This is a genomic window from Wukongibacter baidiensis, from assembly GCF_050888315.1.
GTDB lineage: Bacteria > Bacillota > Clostridia > Peptostreptococcales > Caminicellaceae > Wukongibacter > Wukongibacter baidiensis.
In genome coordinates, this window is record NZ_CP138202.1 from 3,699,851 (window position 1) to 3,717,576 (window position 17,726).

Consider the following 17,726-nt stretch of genomic DNA (forward strand, 5'->3'; position numbering starts at 1 on the left):
AAAAATAGTTAAAAGACGTATCTAGACGTCTTTTAACTATTTTTTAGTGCTTATATCTGTATATTACAAATTCATAACCAAGATTAAACTGTATATTGGTATTAATACAAAATAAATTTACTCTTTATCTGGCCATATTATGGCGCCAGGTTTTTCAACCCAAAGGTGATCCTCAATAAATGTGGGTTTAATATATGGATTACCATCTAAATGACGAATAGCGAAAATAAAGTACATGCCGTAACCTGGAGCGGCAACCTGTGGATGATCCTTTCCTGGAGGGATAAGTACAGTATCATTTTCCTCTAACAAAATAGCATCGTCACCAAGCTTTAAAAGTCCAAAACCTGACTTGTTAGCCGGTGTAAACTTATAAAAATAAATTTCTGGTTGCTCGTGGTGATGGGAAGGGAAACCTGCCCATTTTCCAGGATAATGCATATCTTCACCGAGCATTAAATTAGAATCAGGATCAATAGAGTAGTCGAGAATTGTACGAGTTATTCTTGTGCCTGCTTCATTCATGAAACCCCTACCACGCTCTTCAGCGACAACATCTTCAGGCATCCTTAACACATTATGTTCCAATTTTGTATTTACTGTTTTGAAAACTGCAATTTCCGTATCATTATTAAGGCATTCAATTTTCACCTCTGTATTTTGAGCTAATTGTAAGGTTACAGGATTATAGTCATAGAAATTTTCTCTTTTCAATAGCTCTATTTCATCTTCAAAAGATACTTTGATTTCACCATGGATAAGCAAATAAGCCCTTTCTAAGGCCTCATTATTAGAATAAGTATCACCTTTTTTAAGCTTTAGAATTTCAAAGTCCATTAAATAATTTCTATAGGGACCGTCAATAGCTACAATCTTGTTAATCCCATTGATAAATTCACCCGGTTGTTTGATTTTCATAAGCTTCCCCCTTAATGTTATTAAATATCTTTATATATCCATTATACCTATAAATAGCTAATAAGAAAGCATGTATTTCATTTAAAATTAGAGATAAATAAAGGAATAGTTATTGTTGAAAATATCATCATATAATAGTAAAATGATTTTATTAAAAGTTAACAGAATATTTTTAAAAATAACATTTACTGCAGGATATAAAAATATTCCAAGGGGAGTTTAGCTCAAGAGATTAAATCCATTTATTTAGGAGGGCTCTTATGTTTAATGAAGAATTCAGATTAGAAAGACCATTGAGATGGGGCATGGTTGGTGGAGGAAGAGGAAGCCAGATAGGGTATATCCATCGATCAGCAGCTCTGCGAGATGGATTATTCAAATTGGTTGCAGGTGCATTTGATATTAAACCCGATAGATGTGTTGAGTTTGGTACAAATATTGGACTTGACCCAGAGCGATGCTACGCTGACTATAAAGTGATGTTTGAAGAAGAGGCTAAACGAGAGGATGGAATTGAAGCCGTTTCAATCGCAACTCCTAATAAGTTTCACTATGAGATGACAAAGTCAGCATTAGAAGCTGGATTACATGTTATCTGTGAAAAGCCACTTTGCTTTACGGTAAAGGAAGCAGAAGAATTAAAGGCTATAGCGGAGAGAGAGAACAAAGTAATTGGTGTTACCTATGGATACACTGGTTTCCAAATGGTTCATCAAGCAAGAAAAATGATTGAAAATGGCGATCTTGGAGAAATACGTATTGTTAACATGCAATTTGCCCATGGATGGCATTCAGAAGAAGTAGAAAAGAATGACCCGGGATTAAAATGGAGAGTAACACCTGAGCAATCAGGACCAACCTACGTTTTAGGAGATATTGGTACCCATGCTTTATATTTAGCTGAAGTAATGATACCTAACTTAAAGATAAAAGAGTTAATGTGCAGCAGACAAAGCTTTATCGAAAGCCGTGCTCCGTTAGAGGATAATGCTATCGTACTTATGAATTTTGAAGGTGGAGCAGTAGGTAATCTATGGGCTTCAGCTGTAAATGCAGGAGCTATCCACGAACAGAAAATAAGAGTTGTTGGTTCGAAGGCCTCGATTGAATGGTGGGATGAGCACCCTAACCAATTAGTATATGAGGTTCAAGGAAAGCCAAAGCAATTACTTGATAGAGGACATGGATATCTATACCATAATGACAAAGCAGTTTCATCGGATCGTATTGGTACTGGCCATGCAGAGGGGTTATTTGAATCATGGTCAAACCTATATAGAAGATATGCAATTGCCATCGATGCTATGAATAAAGGAGATTTAGATACCCTAGATAACACTTGGTATCCTGGTATTAATGCAGGACTTGAAGGTGTAAGGTTTATTGAAAACTGTGTGAAATCAGCAGATGATGGATCAAAATGGGTAAAATATGAATAAAACTAATGAAAAGATGCCATGGTATGGCATCTTTATCTTGTAGACAAAGTCTACAAGATGACAGACAGTTGAGAAATTTGAAGTTCGAGGCGTGATGAAAGCAAGAGACCGCAGCGTATACAGACATACGTAAGGGTTCTTGCTTGAGACAACAACGAAGAAATTTGGGTTTGTCAACAGTCTCAAGATGCCATGGTATGGCATCTTTTTATTATAGAGAAATGCAAAGAAAGCTGGTAATGTATATTAAAAACTCTTTCGGACATTGAGTATCTGGATATGTATAGAGTAAGCTTTACTAGGGATGTAGATATTAAAAAAATATAATCGTATATAAAGTTTGAGGGTATTTTTATTTGTTTTTAAACTATGGTGCTACTGTTAATGATGTGAGCCAAAGCACCTCAAATTATCCTATCTCTATCCACAATAAGTTCACCAGCCGAAGTGTACTAGCAGATATTAGTTCCAGTATTTCTTCTTCCAAAAGCTTCTACACTCCCTTTCGTTAATTCTTTTCTAAGATTTTTAAGTCCCCTATTTTTAGTCCTATTAACAGCTTGTCTTGATATGCCAAGTAATTCGGATATTTCCCTATCGGTATATTGATATAGAAATTTTTTTATTATTATAGTCCTCTGCATAGGTGGCAAAGAGTCCAGTAGGTATGATATAAATATATTGCTGTTAAAGTCAGGGGTTTCACCAAACAAAATATCATAGTTTATATGTAAATGCTCTTTCCTTTTATTACGATGCTTTCTAAGTAGATCTATTGATTTGTTTTTTAAAAATTTACATATGAATTTAGCAATTTTTCTATCTTTCTTTTCGAATTTAGTTAAGTCAATCTTTTTAATAAACTCTAGAAAGGCTATAGTTAAATCCGTTTCGCCTTCTTCGTATTCAAGTTTTTTACTTAAATTTCTTATAATTGGACAGAACTTTAAACAGATATCATCTTCGACCTCTTTACTTCCTCCTTGCCATTTCTTTAATTGATAATATAATGACATGTGACCTCCTTGTAAAAAGCTTTAATAATTTAGAACGAATTTGAGTCTCAAAATGTAAACGGGTATTTTTTGACTTTATTTGTCGGAAATTTGTATATTTTACAAATTATACATCGTAATCGTTGGAAAATCTCATATTCTATAAAAAAGAAAAATTACATAAAAGACCATAAAAAAAGAACTTTGAGCGACGTAATCTGCTCAAGGTTCTTCAGAGTTTGATTGTGTTTATTCTATAAACTTTTTGACCTTTGACTTAAAGACTTTCTATTTAACAGTACTTCTATGTTAAATATTACCATGAAATTACATAGAAAACCGGCTGAATATCGGCAGTTTTACGGCAGTATTCCGGCGATATTTTAACGTATTAAGTAAAGATGAGATTTATACTCTGAAGGTATTTAGGTATGAATAAATAACTATTATCCTGGAGTATCTAAATAAAGAATCAGAAAGTGTCTATGATAATCTTATTAGGAAATAGTATTATATAATGGAGATAGATGTTAAAAGATATAAATAAGTTTTGGAGGAAGGTTATGATAATAAGAACTGAGTTGTTGTGGAGTTTAATATTACTAACTATAATCATACATTTTGTAGATACTTTATCTTATTCTGTAAGGCTAAACTCTGTAAAAAGTGGAAACTTCGCATTATCCCTCTCGCTCTTTAACTTAATAGCCCTAGGATCGAGAACTGCAAACTTATTTCAGGGGCCATTAATTGGACAGCTGATTGATAATAGCATAAAGATAAGCTATGACCCTATCATCCATGTTAGGCATGTTGTCTTTGCTACTACTGTAGGAACACTGCTTGGGATATTATTCATACCAACATTTTTAAAGCTGTTTTCCAAAGCGATATCGAGGCTTGAAGTGACTGGATCAGTGCCTGGTTTAGTTGTTCAATCCCTCAGTCTTGGAAATATAAAACGTATAGCTAAAAGTATAACTAAGCCCTCAAGGGGAATGCTTAAAGGATTAAAATTTAAAAATATACCGATAAAATTACTACTACTAAATGTATTGATAACAGGAGTATATACGATTGGTGTGCTGTCAGCATATTATTCAGCTATCTATGTTCCTGAAAATAGACTGGCTGCTTCTGCTTCGTCGGGGATGATTAATGGTGCGGCGAGTATTTTGCTTACGTTATTTATAGATCCAAAAGCCGCACTGATAACAGATGAAGCCTATAGAGGAAAGAGAGAGTATGGAGATGTAAAGGCATTGGTAGTAATGCTGATAGGGACTAAATTGATAGGGACTTTATTAGGACAACTTCTGCTGGTACCTGCTGCAAAACTTATAGCCTTTTTATATGGAGCTTAGGAAACTATTAAGGTTGGAATAGTATAGCCTGTAACTGTTTTGTAAGTATTTTGTAAGAGATTTAAGCTGTGTTTTTTGATATGCTTTAAAGGAGGGATAGAACTTTAAACCTAGACTATTCAAAAACGACTTGAACTATTTTTAATTTTCTATGAATCATCTAGGTTAAAATATAGCAAGGAGGATACAAAGTGAAAAGGCCAATCATTCTAGTACTTACAGCATTACTTTTGTTACCGGGTTGTACAGCTAAAAAAGTTGATGTACCTAATGAAGTTGAGATTGAAAATAGTGAAGAACAAACAGAAAAGGAAGCTGTTGAAGAAAAAAAAGATGCAACTAAAGAAAACAAAGAGGATTCAGAAAAAATCATGGCTGATTTTAAGGAATTGCTAAATAACAATAGTAAGCCATATGAGATACTAGTGTTTATAGATGGAAACGTTGAAAATATATCGGAGAAGGACGCAGATGTGATGGTTATGGAGCTGGAAAAAGCACAAAACCTTCATATTGAAAATTATACTGATATCCTATTTGAGGAAAATTATCAGGCGGAGCTAGATAAAGCTATAGACCATAATTCTGGAGAGGTCAAAGTTGACACTATAAAAGATGAAGAGATGAAAACGAATATCTCAGAAATGCTTTATGGTGGATATAAGTTTGTTATGTTAGAGGGATCATATTATCCAATTGTTAATTACGAGCTTTTAAAGAAATATGATGAATATCTGCCAACGGATTCAAAGGAATACATTAAATTGATGGCGGTAGAATCAAACCAATTGATGTCAGCTGATGCCGGACTGGTTATTTCGTGGGAAGAACTAGCTAATAGAACAGTGAATACAGAAGCGTTTTTAGATAAGTTTTCCGATAGCTCTAGAAAAGCTGTAGTAGGAAATATGTATCGTATGTATATGGAAGCATATATGTTTGGTATGAGTAATACTCCGATACATGAGTGGACTGATACTCAAAAAATATACGATGAGGTTTTAAATAGCTATAGAGATACAGTTGAAAGAAATGAGGGAACCATAACAGCTGGCATATTAAAAGAATATCTTAATATATTAAAGAAAAATGATTTTAAGATGAAAGACAATGTATCAAAAGAAATATATGAATTTTATAATGAAGCCATCAAGGGACTAGGTTTAAATAATGAAAGTAACTAATTTGACTGGTGAGAACTCTGGAGATAAAGAGTTCTCACTTTCTATATATAGAAAGATTTTTACAACTATAGAGAGTTCCAAGTAAATCTTAATTTATGTATATCAAAATATCCCATGCTTTTGGGGGGAGTTTTGATGTGTATAAATTGAAGTTTTGACTGGAATCTCTATATTATTTTCTGGTAAAATATAGAATTAGGAATGATTTTATAAACTTTTTAAGTGAGGCAGATATATGATAAAGAGAATAGCTTTTACTATGATATTTATTACTGTGATTAAATTTGCATATCAATACACTGAGCCGATCCAGATAAATAGATCTTTGGAGGGATGTATCTATTCAAATGAGAAAGAGATTGAAGAAATAGCTCAGGTTAGAGTTGAGGGCAAACTATATCGTAGAATTATAGGAGATGATGTATTTGAAGGATTTATTGAAGTTGATGGAAACAGGGAGCAAATAAAAACACCCATTAGTAAATCTCCGCTTCAAGGAACCCTGAATAGGATAAAAACCTCTTATTATGATGTCTATGCCGTGCCTGCAACAGACTCCAAAATTGAAGTTGTGACACTAGAGGATGCAACCTTTGTTATAGCAAAGGATTTTGAATTGTTATGGGGTAATATGCACGGAATCGATGAGAAATATGAAGCAAAGTGTTACATTGCTGCACCCTGTAAAGAGAAGAAAGACGGAAATAAAATAGCACAGAGGATTATTGGGAACTAAAGAAATAGAAGGAGAATAGATGATGAATATTGATGTTATAGATTCCGTTAAGGAAGTAAACTGTGAAAGGATTTCTGGGAGGAATGTAGTGGTTATTGATGTTTTAAGGGCTACATCGACTATAGTTACGGCCATGGCAAATAAGGCGTGCTGTGTGATCCCTGTAGAACATATAGAAGAGGCCTGGGAGACTTATAATAAGGAGGCTAAAGATGTAGCTATATTGGGTGGAGAAAGGGATGCTAAGATAATTAAGGGATTCCATTTTGGAAACTCACCTCTTCTCTATACTGAAGAAAATGTTAAGGGGAAAAAAGTAGTTTTGACTACAACAAATGGAACAAGAACTATTAAAGCCTGTGCAGAGGCAGAGAAACTTTATATCGCATCATTTCTAAATGCAAGGGCTGTAGCAAATCAGCTAATAAAGGATAAAGAAGATGTTGCTATTGTTTGTTCTGGAACATACGAAAAGTATTCTATGGATGATGCTCTTTGTGCAGGAATGATTACCTCTCTAATAGCTAGCCAGGCGGATATAAATACAACGGACTTAGGTTGGACTGTTAAAGAGTTATATGAAGCCTATGAGAAGGATATTCATGAAATTCTTAAAAAGTGTAGTCACTATAAGAGACTTGAGGCAAATGGATTTACAGAGGATTTGAGATATTGCTTACAAAGAGATATATATGATATAGTTCCGATTTATAAAGATGGATACATAAGAGTGGCAAAGGAGAGTAACCATGACAGCTAAAGATATAGTGCGAAAAGTAGAGGGAATTGTGGAAGATGCCTGTAAAAGAGAGAGCAATGCCTTTGGCTATGGAATATGGTCCCATCATATAGTCTATGTTGTAAAATACTCAAAAAAACTGGCTGAAAAGATAGGTGCCGATGAAGAAATAGTAGAGCTTGCGTCTTTGCTCCATGATTACGCCAGTATAAAGGATTTTAAATGTTATAAAGACCACCATATATATGGTGGGCAAGAAGCTGAGAAGATTCTTAAAGACTTAGATTATCCAACTAATAGGATTGAAAAAATAAAGGGGTGTATTTTATCCCATAGGGCAAGTATTGATAGCGATAGATTATCGAAGGAAGAGGTTTGCGTAGCTAGCGGAGATGCCATGGCCCATATTGATCAGGTTGTTTCCTTGTTATATTATGTGTACAAGGAAAAAAACATGGACATTGATGAGGGCAAGGAATGGGTAAGGAATAAGGTCATGAGGAGTTGGAATAAGTTAAATAAAGAAGGAAAAGAGCTTATTGAAGAGAAATACTATAGTGTATTAAAGATATTAGAGTAAAATTCAACCCATATTTTTCATGAATAATCTGGGTTGAATATAAGCAAAGGAGAATTAAATGGAACTAATAGAGATTCAAAAAAAGATTGAAAAGTTTACGAATGAGAAAAACTTAAATATATCTCCTAATGTTAGAATAATAGATCTAGTGTCTGAAGTAGGAGAAATGGCTAAAGAAATTTTAAAGGCTACGGATTATGGAAAAAAAAATTTTATAGCTAATGAAGATTGGCAGGAGGAAATGGGAGACGTCCTATTCTCTTTAATTTGTCTTGCGAATTCTACTGATATAAATCTAGAGGAAAGCCTATATAAGGTTCTTAAGAAATACGAGGAAAGATTTAACATCAAAGGAGATATAGGCTCAGATTAACAGAACTTGAAAAGACATGATAGGGGGGAGGATATGGATACTAACAAAGCCTATTGTGGTATAGATTGCTCAGCTTGTCCAGTTTATATTGCAACAATAAATGATGATGAAGATCTAAAAAGGAAAACGGCAGAGGAATGGGGAGTGACATACAATAGAAAATTTAATGAAGAAGACATTCTGTGTTATGGCTGCAAATCCCAAAGACTATTTTTTCTATGTGCAAAATGTGATATAAGGGACTGTAATATGAGTCAAGAAATCCAAACATGTAGTCAGTGTTATAAATACCCCTGTGATAGAATAGAAAAATTTTATAATTGGATAGAGATAAATGGATTCTAAAGGGCTTTAGAATAGAGTAAGCAATTATAGAGAAATATTGGAGTAATAAAGTTCATATAATATAAGAAGGTTGTCATCTAGAGATATGGAACTTTTCATGATTGAAGGAACGTGTAGGTAGGTTTCTATAAAATTTTCTAAAGGATTGATTGAATATGGCTAAAAGAATTATAAAATTAATATTGGTTATTTCAATTTTTTTATTAACCTTTACGGTATGTTCTCCAAAGGAAAAAGATAAGAGTGAGCCTCTTGATGAAGTGAAAAATGATCCCAAATATGTAGCAGTTTCTAAAGACGTAAATCAATATAACATTGATGTGGAGTTCTCTCCTGATGAAAAAAACATTAAGGGGACTCAACAGGTCATATATATCAACAATGAAGGAGTCGAAATTGATAAAGTGTATTTTCACCTCTACCCAAATGCCTTTAGGAAAAAAGAGACAGCACCCTTCTTGTTTGGTGACTTTATAAATGCATATCCTAATGGTTTTTCTGCAGGATACATAGATATTGAAGAGGTTTACGTTGACGGTGATAAGGGGAAATATAGTATTGGAGAATTAGACGAGACTATAATGGAGGTAAGTCTTCCACGGAAATTGAAGACCGGAGATCAGATAACAATAGATATGAAATACAATATAAAACTACCTCGTGCTGCTGAACGTTTTGGATACGGTGATAAAACCTATAATCTAGGGAACTGGTATCCTTCGATTGCCGTATATGATGAATCTGGATGGAACCTTGATCCATACTATGCTATAGGAGATCCTTTTTATGCTGATGTGAGTAATTACAAGGTTAATATAAAAGCGCCTGAAGATTTTGTCATTGCATCTACAGGAAACACACTTTCCAGTAGCGTAGTTGAAGGTATAAGAAAATGGGAACTTGAGGCTAATTCTGTAAGGGATTTTGCCTGGGTAGCAAGTAGTTCCTTTGAAGTAGTGGAAAAAGAAGTTGACGGAACCCTGTTGAAAATGTACTATCTTAAAGATGATGGAGATAATGATCAAGATATTAGAAATAAGGCATTGGGGTTTGCTGAGAAGTCTATAAAAACATTTAATAAAGTTTTTGGAGAGTATCCCTATAGGGAATACTCAGTTGTACAAACCAGCTTTCCCAGTGGTATGGAATATCCGGGAATTGTATTCATAGGGAGTCAATACTATGATAAAGGTTCTATTGGGTTCCTTGAAGTTGTAATTGTTCATGAAACAGCCCATCAATGGTGGTATGGCATAGTCGGGAATGACCAAATAGATGAGGCTTGGCTAGATGAGAGCTTTGCATCATATTCTGAAGTGATATATATGATGGAGAATTACGGAGAAAACAAAGGAGAAGCATATCATGAGTCTCAAAATGAGGATGGCTACTTTAGAACGGTAGACTCTCTAAAGGATAAGACGGTACTGAAATCTTTAAATAACTTTAAGTCGTGGAACGATTACGGCAAGTTAGTGTATACTAAGGGCGCCATATTTTTAGATGATATCAAAGATAGATATGGTAAAGAAAAATTTTATAAAATTCTAGAAATATATTATAATAGATATAAATTTAAGATTGCAACCACAGAGGATTTTCTAGCCGTATGTGAAGAGGTTACAGGAAAAGAATTGGATGATTATTTTGACAAGTGGTTGAAAGATAAAGGTGATGAGAAAAGTACATGGAAATAAAGATAGATGAAAGAGTAAAGGCATATTTAAAGAAAAAGAATAAAAATACCTTGAAGGTTGATTATCATATGGACGGTTGCTGAGTTAAGCTGCCGATCCCATACGTGTCTATGGAAGTTCCCAATAATAAAGCTGAATATACAAAGCATGAATGTGAAGGGATAGATGTATTCCTTAATAACACTATAAAGTCAAAAAATGACTTGATAACTATAACCCTTTCAAGATTCTTTATTTTTAGAAATCTAGAAGTTTCTGGGGTGGATATCAATTACTAAGTAATTGTGAGGAACAATCTGAGATGATTTGAATTTTATAGAAAACCATATTGACTATAGAGATTAAAGTAGAATTATACATAAAATAAAAACTATGAATAAAACATAAAGAATTACATAAAACTACCATATATACAAAAAAATTATATTTGCACTCTGAATTATTTTATGATATTATATTCTTTGCTGGTGGTTTTACGAATTATGGCTGTGCACCTGTAGCTCAGCAGGATAGAGCAGTGGTTTCCTAAACCACGTGCCGGGGGTTCGAATCCTCTCAGGTGCACCAAATTAACACAAATCGCTTTATGGGATAAAGGTGTAAAATGAAAGAGTTTTATATGAAGGAAGCCTTAAAAGAAGCAGATAAGGCTTTTAAACTTGGAGAAGTTCCCATCGGAGCAGTAATCGTCAGAAATAATGAGATTATTGCTAGAGGTTACAACTTGAGAGAAAGCGCTAAAGATCCTACCGCCCATGCCGAAATCCTTGCTATTAAAAGAGCTTCGGAGGCATTGGGTGGATGGAGGTTGACAAATTGTGATTTGTATGTTACGATAGAGCCCTGTCCTATGTGCGCTGGTGCAATAGTGATGGCTAGAATTGATAGAGTTTTTATTGGTTCTATGGATCCTAAAGGTGGAGCAGTTGGGTCGTTATATAACATTGTAAACGACGAGAGACTTAACCATAGAGCTGAGGTTATATATAATGTTTTGAGTGATGAATGTTCAAACATTATGAAAGAGTTTTTTAGAAATTTAAGGAAAAAATAGATTTGGAGAGATGTCCGAGTTGGCTAAGGGGCACGCCTGGAAAGCGTGTAAGGCCGCAAGGCCCCGCGGGTTCGAGTCCCGCTCTCTCCGCCAGTGAATATAATTGTTTTCTAGCTATGAATGAAGCAATTATATATTAAAAAGTTTATAAAGTTTGTCGTGCTAGATGGGGAGGTAGCGGTGCCCTGTAACCTGCAATCCGCTATAGCAGGATTGAAGTCCTATTGGAGGCATGATGTTTGTAGAGTCTGCCCTAAATAAGTGGTGAGGATAATTGGGTCCTACGCAACGGGAACTTATGAACCCCGCCAGGTCCGGAAGGAAGCAACGGTAAGTAAGCCCTCTCGTGTGCCGTGGGGGTGCCTGGTTTGAGCTAACTGTTTAGGTTACGTCTGTGGCAACATGTCGAGAGTAGGTGCACGACTATATATTGATAAATAAGCATGTGGAAAAAAACACATGCTTTTATATTTTTTGTTATCTTTATGAAATAACGACAAAATTGGATAAATTGGGACAGGATATCATAAAAAATGGTATAATAAAATAATATAAGATAAGATATTGATCTATGTCTATGCATATGGAGGCTTTCAAATGTTATTCGGAAAAAGCTTTAGAAATAGGTTAATTGTAATATTTTTGGGTGTTGTAATAATACCTTTCATTTTACTAGGTTCAGTTACCTACAGATATCTATTTAAATATATAGTACAGCAATATGACCAAAGGGTTTTAGCGGACGTGATTAATGACACGGAATCGGTAAACTTATCATTTGAAAGTAAGGCTACGGTACTTAAATCCTTAGCTAAATCCCTTAGATATAATATCCTAGACGCCCAAGATGAATTAAGTATTAATATGTACTTAAAGGATCAAAAGAAAAATATAGATAAGGAAGTTTTAAATCTATATGTTGCTACAAATAGTGGGGAAAAATATGATGCTAACTCTTGGACTAAGTACTTTGGAGAGACCGATCTCAGGAAAAGGGAATGGTATAAGGGTGCTGTAGAAAGAGATGGTATTTATTTGTGTAAACCCTATTTGGATATAGCGACAAAACAAGATGTGATGACTATATCTGTTCCCATACATGACAGAGAAGGTGGATTGTTGGGTGTTTTAGGTGTAGATTACTTATTTGATAATATAATAGAACAAATAAACAATATAGATATAAATGGGAAGGCATTTCATGTAGTTGTAGATGATAATGGAAACCTTATTTACGATAGTGGAGGACTGAAGGACATGGGATATACAATGTTTATAAGTCAGCCTGAAGAACTCGTAAAATCAAACTATAAAGGCAAAAAAATTATTGGTGTATACACAAAAGTAGAAAGTATGGGCTTGGGTGTTATAACCTTTCAGAATGCACAGGAGTATTATAAACAGATTAGAAAGGTTATAGAAACTTTTGTGCTTATATATCTGTTGATAATGTTCTTAATGCTTTTATACATAATATATATATCTAAAAAAGTATCTATCCCTGTTGTTCAATTGAAAAAAGGGGTGAGAGAAATTTTAAGTGGCAATTATGATACAAAACTTTCAATTTCAAAGGATCGTGACTTTGGTGAATTGATGAACTCCTTTAATTTGATGGCTAATACGATAAAGAACAATTATGAAAATCTAGTTAGTCAATCCGATGACTTGATTTCAAAAAATGAATTGTTGGAAGAAACTTATATTGAGCTAGAAGCATCCTATGAACAACTTCAAGCAACAACGGAACAGTTGAATTATTCAGAAACAAAGTATAGAACCCTTATTGAAAATATTACCGACTTAATCTGGGTTACAACTCCAGATGGTCAAATAACATATATCAATGATACGGTAAAAGAGATACTTGGATATGAACCGAATGATCTGATAGGAAAATCTATTTTCTCTATAATGTGTCCAATGCATAGCTACGAAGGTTGTAGCGACATTATTGAGGAGTTTAAAAAGAAGGATCTTAAGAATTTTGATCTATGGTTTTTGAAGGCTAGTAGTGAGGAAAGAGTTATTTTTGCTGCGAATATCAATAGAATTTTTCTTGACGGAAAGCTAGTATCTATACATGGAATAGGTAGAAATGTTACCGAAAAGAGAAGACTTCAAGATAAAATATTGAAGAAAAATAAAGAACTTAGAATTTTGAATAATATAAGCAGTATTCTCGCTTCTAAAGTTAAGATGGATGATTTGTTTGAGACTATAGTAGATAAAATACATGAGCTACTTGAAGTTGAACTGTGTACATTGAGATTATTGAAGGGTGAAGAGTTAGAGCTTAAAGCTTTATCTGGTGTATTAAAAGAATTTGCTTATAAAGGTCCTATCAATATAAAGTACAGAAAAATCAATGAAATGATTCTAAATAAAGATATGGTCATTCTACGAGATATGAATATAGAGGAAGACCCCTATTATGGTAAAAATAACGACGTGTTAAAAATATCAAAAAAGGTAGATTTCTTGATATTTATACCATTGAAATTAGAAGGTGAAGTTATTGGGACCTTAAATATAGGGGCCTTGAGGGAAATAGATGATGTGGAAATAGAAATTTTGATGGCTTTTTCAAATCATATTGCAGTGGCAATGGAAAAGGCTAAACTATATGAGAATTTAAAGGAGTCATATTTTAAGACAATAAAAACACTGGCAACTGCTGTTGAGGCAAAGGATTCATATACCGAAGGCCATTCCCTAAGGGTTGCAAAGTATTCTACTCTTATTGCTAAGCAGCTTGGGCTTGATGAAAAAAGAATAGAAGAGATACATATAGCTGGAATTCTTCATGATATAGGTAAAATAGGAATAGATGATGCGATATTAACAAAGCCAGGGAAGTTAAGCGAAGAGGAATATTTGACGATTACTAAGCATCCAGAGATAGGTGAAAGGATACTGAGTCATATTGGCTTATCGGAAAATATATTAAATGGCGTGTTATTACACCATAAAGGATACAATTTAAAGGGTTATCCCTATGATGTGAAAATAGATGATCTACCTCTAGAGGCCTGTATTATTGGGGCGGCCGATGCCTTTGATGCAATTACTACTACTAGATCCTATAGCAAAGCTAGAACTATAGATGAAGCTATGGATGAGCTTGAAAAACATAATGGCACTCAATTTTGCCCTTTCGTAGTGGATGCAGTAAGAAATATATGTGAAAACAATAGAGTGGAGATAGAGAGTCTTATTAAAGAACAAAATGTAGAGGTATGAAAATCTACAAACGATATACAGAGGAATTAAATGCTGTTCGATAGTCTGAGGTGGTTTTATTAAACTGCCTCTTTTTTTGTGGTATAATTAAAGGGCAGTAAAATAGGGCTGTAAATTAATTAAGGGTGATGAAATAGATGGGCTATACAGCATTATATAGAAAATGGAGACCGATAGTTTTTGGAGATGTAGTTGGGCAAACTCATATTACTATGACTTTGAAAAACCAAATAAAGAATGATAGTATTGCCCATGCATATCTGTTTTGTGGGACAAGGGGAACTGGAAAGACTTCTACAGCTAAGATTTTTGCCAGAGCTATAAACTGCTTGGCGCCAGAGGACTTTAACCCCTGTAATGAATGTGAAGTATGCAAGGGTATATTAAATGAAAGTATTATGGATGTTGTTGAAATAGATGCGGCGTCTAATAATGGAGTAGATAATATAAGAGAACTTAGGGAAAATGTAAAGTATCCGCCTTCACGGGCAAAATTTAAGGTATACATCATTGACGAGGTTCATATGCTATCTCAAGGTGCATTTAATGCACTACTTAAAACCTTAGAAGAACCACCGAGCTATGTGATATTTATATTGGCTACTACAGAGCCTCAAAAAATACCTGCTACTATTCTTTCGAGGTGTCAAAGGTTTGACTTTAAGAGGGTTGGTTCTGATGATATATTTGAAAGGTTGAAACATATATGTACTAGTATGGAAATCGATGCCCAAGATGAGGCATTGAGGATTGTGGTTAGAAATTCCGATGGTGCCGTAAGAGATGCTTTGAGTATACTTGATCAATGTATATCCTTTACTGAAGGCAGTTTGACCTATGAAAAGGTAATTGAAACTCTAGGAATGGTAACTGATGAATTCCTTTTCAAATTGACCAAGTCAATATATGAAGAGGACTCAAAAAAGGCAATGGAGTTAATAGATGAATTGGTTAATAGTGGTAAGGATATTAGTCAATTTATAAAGGAGCTTATAAATCATTTTAGAAATTTAATGATGACTAAGATGACTGAGAGCTTAGAAGAGGTAATTGATATATCTGTGGAAAATATAGAAAGATTGAAGGAACAGGGCAAAGAATTTGAGTTTAATACGATAATAAGGATAATAAATATACTAGCTCAAACTGAAGCGGAGATAAAATGGTCAAGCCAGCCTAGGGTTTTGTTGGAATTAGCAATGGTGAAAATTATGCAACCCCGTATAGATGACTCATATGAAGGTCTAATAGATAGAATAAATAAGCTGGAAAAGAAAATTCAGAATTTGAAATTTCAACCGACTAATGTGAACTACAATTTACCAAAAGAAGAGAGCACAAGAACTAAAGTGGTTGAAGCTCCTAAAAAAAGTATAAATAAAGCTGTTGGAGTTAAAGCTAGTGAGTCTGTACGTGAGGAAAGCGTGAATGAAGAAAGGTTTGCAGGACCTAGTGCTAGTGTGAATTTTAAAGAGATTAAAGCTAAGTGGAATGTGATTTTAAAGGAAATAAGAAAAAAGAAGGTTGCCATACATGCTGTCTTGATGGAGGGAAAACCTACAAGGACTGAAGAAAATAGGCTTATAATATCCTTTAAAGATGGGTTTTGGTTCCATAAAGATGCAACGAGTAAAAAAAGCAATAGTGAATTTATAGAAGGTGTGGTATATGAAGTAACTGGCCAAAAAATAAAAATAAAGTGTGTTATGGATGATGAAATTGCTGCTGTTGCTAATGAAGAAAGTGAAACTATAGAAGATGATTCTGGAAAAGAAGAAGAGGTTAGAATGGTAAAAGAGTATTTTTCGGATTTTCAGGATAAATTAGAGATAGTGGAGTAAAAGCGCTTTAAAGATGAGAAAATAGTAATGATTATAAATTTCTATATGTTATAATAATATAGAAATTGTAATAAATCTTTTGTATTTCAACTTTCTGGATATAGGGCATGAATTTGAGATAAAGATTTATAAATAAATTGCATATAAAATAATTTATATAATGAAGTGAATGGAGGTATTATAATGGCAAAGGGAAGAAAAATGGGTATGCCAGGTAATATGAATAATATGTTAAAGCAAGTACAAAAAATGCAAAAGCAAATGGAGCAGGTACAAGGGGAAGTTGAACAAAAAGAACTAGAGGTAACTGCTGGTGGAGGAGCCATTACTGTAAAAGTAAATGGAAAAAGAGAACTGCTAGATATACAAATAAAGCCTGAAGTTGTAGACCCTGATGATGTGGAAATGCTTCAAGATTTAATAGTAGCTGCTGTTAATCAAGCCTTGAGAGAAGCAGAAGAAATGGTCTCTAAAGAGATGGGCAAAGTTACAGGTGGAATGAATATACCAGGACTATTTTAATTTCAGGCGAGTCAGTTGACTCGTCTGTTTTAATCTTTCTGGAATTAAATTTATGACTAATGGAGGTGGAGCTATGGCGAACTTTGTACTACCCGTAGCTAGGCTTATTGAAGAATTTTCAAAGTTGCCTGGGATAGGGAAGAAAACTGCTCAAAGATTAGCCTTTCATGTGCTGAATTCAAGAGAAGATGACGCAATTCATTTGGCAGAAGCTATAATAGATGCGAAAAGAAAAACTAGATATTGCTCTATATGCTCTAACATTACGGATATGGACCCGTGTAATATATGTACAAGTCCTAAGAGAAAGAAGAGTGTTATTTGCGTTGTGGAAGATCCTAGGGATATAGCTGCTATGGAAAGAATAAGGGAATATAACGGGCTTTATCATGTTTTGCATGGCGCAATATCACCGATGGAAGGAGTAGGTCCAGAGGATATAAAGATAAAGGAGCTTCTTATGAGACTTCAAGGAGACGACGTAGATGAAATAATATTGGCTACAAACCCTAATATTGAAGGTGAAGCGACATCGATGTATATTTCAAAGCTTGTTAAGCCGATGGGAATCAAGGTGACGAGGATAGCTCATGGTGTGCCGGTTGGTGGAGATTTGGAGTATGCTGATGAGGTGACCTTGGCAAAGGCCTTAGAAGGAAGAAGAGAATTATAGAATGAAATATGTTATTGCACTAC

General features: G+C 34.2%; 17 protein-coding genes, 2 tRNA genes and 1 other RNA gene. 18 read left to right on the forward strand and 2 right to left on the reverse strand.

The window, feature by feature from the left end:
* Nucleotides 1–117: 117 nt before the first annotated feature.
* Entirely contained in the window at nt 118–918 is an 801-nt protein-coding gene (locus R9X47_RS16685; RefSeq protein ID WP_432662190.1) for a 5-deoxy-glucuronate isomerase, read from the reverse strand.
* Nucleotides 919–1,178: 260 nt separating this feature from the next.
* On the opposite strand from R9X47_RS16685, the gene R9X47_RS16690 reads away from it, so the two are divergent.
* The gene (locus R9X47_RS16690; protein WP_432662191.1) at nt 1,179–2,357 is read left to right on the forward strand and encodes a Gfo/Idh/MocA family protein; all 1,179 of its coding nucleotides are present in this window, start codon (nt 1,179–1,181) and stop codon (nt 2,355–2,357) included.
* Nucleotides 2,358–2,809: 452 nt separating this feature from the next.
* Here the strand turns inward: R9X47_RS16690 and R9X47_RS16695 are convergent, their stop codons facing one another.
* Complete coding sequence (locus R9X47_RS16695) at nt 2,810–3,373, reverse strand: RNA polymerase sigma factor (protein ID WP_432662192.1); 564 nt, start codon at nt 3,371–3,373, stop codon at nt 2,810–2,812.
* Nucleotides 3,374–3,915: 542 nt separating this feature from the next.
* On the opposite strand from R9X47_RS16695, the gene R9X47_RS16700 reads away from it, so the two are divergent.
* The 17 genes from R9X47_RS16700 to recR all read left to right on the forward strand — a co-directional run bounded on the left by R9X47_RS16700 (nt 3,916) and on the right by recR (nt 17,703).
* On the forward strand, nt 3,916–4,716 hold the full coding sequence (locus R9X47_RS16700) for a lipid II flippase Amj family protein (protein WP_432662193.1): 801 nt from the start codon (nt 3,916–3,918) through the stop codon (nt 4,714–4,716).
* 191 nt (nt 4,717–4,907) lie between these two features.
* Complete coding sequence (locus R9X47_RS16705) at nt 4,908–5,900, forward strand: hypothetical protein (RefSeq protein ID WP_432662194.1); 993 nt, start codon at nt 4,908–4,910, stop codon at nt 5,898–5,900.
* Between the two features lie 235 nt (nt 5,901–6,135).
* Nucleotides 6,136–6,636, forward strand: a complete 501-nt coding sequence (locus R9X47_RS16710; protein ID WP_432662195.1) for a hypothetical protein — start codon at nt 6,136–6,138, stop codon at nt 6,634–6,636.
* Nucleotides 6,637–6,655: 19 nt separating this feature from the next.
* Nucleotides 6,656–7,396 carry a 2-phosphosulfolactate phosphatase gene (locus tag R9X47_RS16715; RefSeq protein ID WP_432662196.1) on the forward strand — a complete coding sequence of 247 codons (741 nt, stop codon included), beginning with the start codon at nt 6,656–6,658 and terminating at the stop codon, nt 7,394–7,396.
* Nucleotides 7,386–7,955: an HD domain-containing protein gene (locus R9X47_RS16720; RefSeq protein ID WP_432662197.1), complete on the forward strand. Its 570-nt coding sequence runs from the start codon at nt 7,386–7,388 to the stop codon at nt 7,953–7,955. The genes R9X47_RS16715 and R9X47_RS16720 overlap by 11 nt, the downstream gene beginning before the upstream one ends.
* 58 nt (nt 7,956–8,013) lie before the next feature.
* Complete coding sequence (locus R9X47_RS16725) at nt 8,014–8,328, forward strand: MazG nucleotide pyrophosphohydrolase domain-containing protein (RefSeq protein WP_432662198.1); 315 nt, start codon at nt 8,014–8,016, stop codon at nt 8,326–8,328.
* Nucleotides 8,329–8,361: 33 nt separating this feature from the next.
* Nucleotides 8,362–8,673 carry a DUF3795 domain-containing protein gene (locus R9X47_RS16730; RefSeq protein WP_432662199.1) on the forward strand — a complete coding sequence of 104 codons (312 nt, stop codon included), beginning with the start codon at nt 8,362–8,364 and terminating at the stop codon, nt 8,671–8,673.
* 155 nt (nt 8,674–8,828) lie between these two features.
* A complete protein-coding gene (locus R9X47_RS16735; protein ID WP_432662200.1) occupies nt 8,829–10,370 on the forward strand; it encodes a M1 family metallopeptidase in 1,542 nt (513 codons plus the stop codon).
* Between the two features lie 110 nt (nt 10,371–10,480).
* Nucleotides 10,481–10,648: a hypothetical protein gene (locus R9X47_RS16740; protein ID WP_432667645.1), complete on the forward strand. Its 168-nt coding sequence runs from the start codon at nt 10,481–10,483 to the stop codon at nt 10,646–10,648.
* Nucleotides 10,649–10,860: 212 nt separating this feature from the next.
* Nucleotides 10,861–10,937 (forward strand) — tRNA-Arg (locus R9X47_RS16745).
* Nucleotides 10,938–10,974: 37 nt separating this feature from the next.
* Nucleotides 10,975–11,424 carry a tRNA adenosine(34) deaminase TadA gene (tadA, locus tag R9X47_RS16750; RefSeq protein ID WP_432662201.1) on the forward strand — a complete coding sequence of 150 codons (450 nt, stop codon included), beginning with the start codon at nt 10,975–10,977 and terminating at the stop codon, nt 11,422–11,424.
* 4 nt (nt 11,425–11,428) lie between these two features.
* Nucleotides 11,429–11,517 (forward strand) — tRNA-Ser (locus R9X47_RS16755).
* Between the two features lie 64 nt (nt 11,518–11,581).
* Nucleotides 11,582–11,847, forward strand: an RNA gene (gene ffs / locus R9X47_RS16760) — signal recognition particle sRNA large type.
* A gap of 174 nt (nt 11,848–12,021) precedes the next feature.
* Nucleotides 12,022–14,667: an HD domain-containing phosphohydrolase gene (locus tag R9X47_RS16765; protein ID WP_432662202.1), complete on the forward strand. Its 2,646-nt coding sequence runs from the start codon at nt 12,022–12,024 to the stop codon at nt 14,665–14,667.
* Nucleotides 14,668–14,804: 137 nt separating this feature from the next.
* Nucleotides 14,805–16,508 carry a DNA polymerase III subunit gamma/tau gene (gene dnaX, locus R9X47_RS16770; RefSeq protein WP_432662203.1) on the forward strand — a complete coding sequence of 568 codons (1,704 nt, stop codon included), beginning with the start codon at nt 14,805–14,807 and terminating at the stop codon, nt 16,506–16,508.
* Between the two features lie 183 nt (nt 16,509–16,691).
* Nucleotides 16,692–17,030, forward strand: a complete 339-nt coding sequence (locus R9X47_RS16775) for a YbaB/EbfC family nucleoid-associated protein (RefSeq protein WP_432662204.1) — start codon at nt 16,692–16,694, stop codon at nt 17,028–17,030.
* A 73-nt stretch (nt 17,031–17,103) separates the two neighbouring features.
* Nucleotides 17,104–17,703 carry a recombination mediator RecR gene (gene recR, locus R9X47_RS16780; protein WP_432662205.1) on the forward strand — a complete coding sequence of 200 codons (600 nt, stop codon included), beginning with the start codon at nt 17,104–17,106 and terminating at the stop codon, nt 17,701–17,703.
* The last annotated feature ends 23 nt before the right edge of the window (nt 17,704–17,726 follow it).

What these genes read in the sequence shown, in the direction of transcription:
- R9X47_RS16710 (WP_432662195.1), top strand. Translation starts at nt 6,136, where the DNA reads ATGATAAAGAGAATAGCTTTTACTATGATATTTATTACTGTGATTAAA.
- R9X47_RS16775 (WP_432662204.1), top strand. Translation starts at nt 16,692, where the DNA reads ATGGCAAAGGGAAGAAAAATGGGTATGCCAGGTAATATGAATAATATG.
- dnaX (WP_432662203.1), top strand. Translation starts at nt 14,805, where the DNA reads ATGGGCTATACAGCATTATATAGAAAATGGAGACCGATAGTTTTTGGA.
- R9X47_RS16690 (WP_432662191.1), top strand. Translation starts at nt 1,179, where the DNA reads ATGTTTAATGAAGAATTCAGATTAGAAAGACCATTGAGATGGGGCATG.
- R9X47_RS16735 (WP_432662200.1), top strand. Translation starts at nt 8,829, where the DNA reads ATGGCTAAAAGAATTATAAAATTAATATTGGTTATTTCAATTTTTTTA.
- R9X47_RS16725 (WP_432662198.1), top strand. Translation starts at nt 8,014, where the DNA reads ATGGAACTAATAGAGATTCAAAAAAAGATTGAAAAGTTTACGAATGAG.
- R9X47_RS16720 (WP_432662197.1), top strand. Translation starts at nt 7,386, where the DNA reads ATGACAGCTAAAGATATAGTGCGAAAAGTAGAGGGAATTGTGGAAGAT.
- R9X47_RS16685 (WP_432662190.1), bottom strand. Translation starts at nt 918, where the DNA reads ATGAAAATCAAACAACCGGGTGAATTTATCAATGGGATTAACAAGATT.
- tadA (WP_432662201.1), top strand. Translation starts at nt 10,975, where the DNA reads ATGAAAGAGTTTTATATGAAGGAAGCCTTAAAAGAAGCAGATAAGGCT.
- R9X47_RS16695 (WP_432662192.1), bottom strand. Translation starts at nt 3,373, where the DNA reads ATGTCATTATATTATCAATTAAAGAAATGGCAAGGAGGAAGTAAAGAG.
- R9X47_RS16700 (WP_432662193.1), top strand. Translation starts at nt 3,916, where the DNA reads ATGATAATAAGAACTGAGTTGTTGTGGAGTTTAATATTACTAACTATA.
- R9X47_RS16715 (WP_432662196.1), top strand. Translation starts at nt 6,656, where the DNA reads ATGATGAATATTGATGTTATAGATTCCGTTAAGGAAGTAAACTGTGAA.
- recR (WP_432662205.1), top strand. Translation starts at nt 17,104, where the DNA reads ATGGCGAACTTTGTACTACCCGTAGCTAGGCTTATTGAAGAATTTTCA.
- R9X47_RS16765 (WP_432662202.1), top strand. Translation starts at nt 12,022, where the DNA reads ATGTTATTCGGAAAAAGCTTTAGAAATAGGTTAATTGTAATATTTTTG.
- R9X47_RS16730 (WP_432662199.1), top strand. Translation starts at nt 8,362, where the DNA reads ATGGATACTAACAAAGCCTATTGTGGTATAGATTGCTCAGCTTGTCCA.
- R9X47_RS16740 (WP_432667645.1), top strand. Translation starts at nt 10,481, where the DNA reads ATGGAAGTTCCCAATAATAAAGCTGAATATACAAAGCATGAATGTGAA.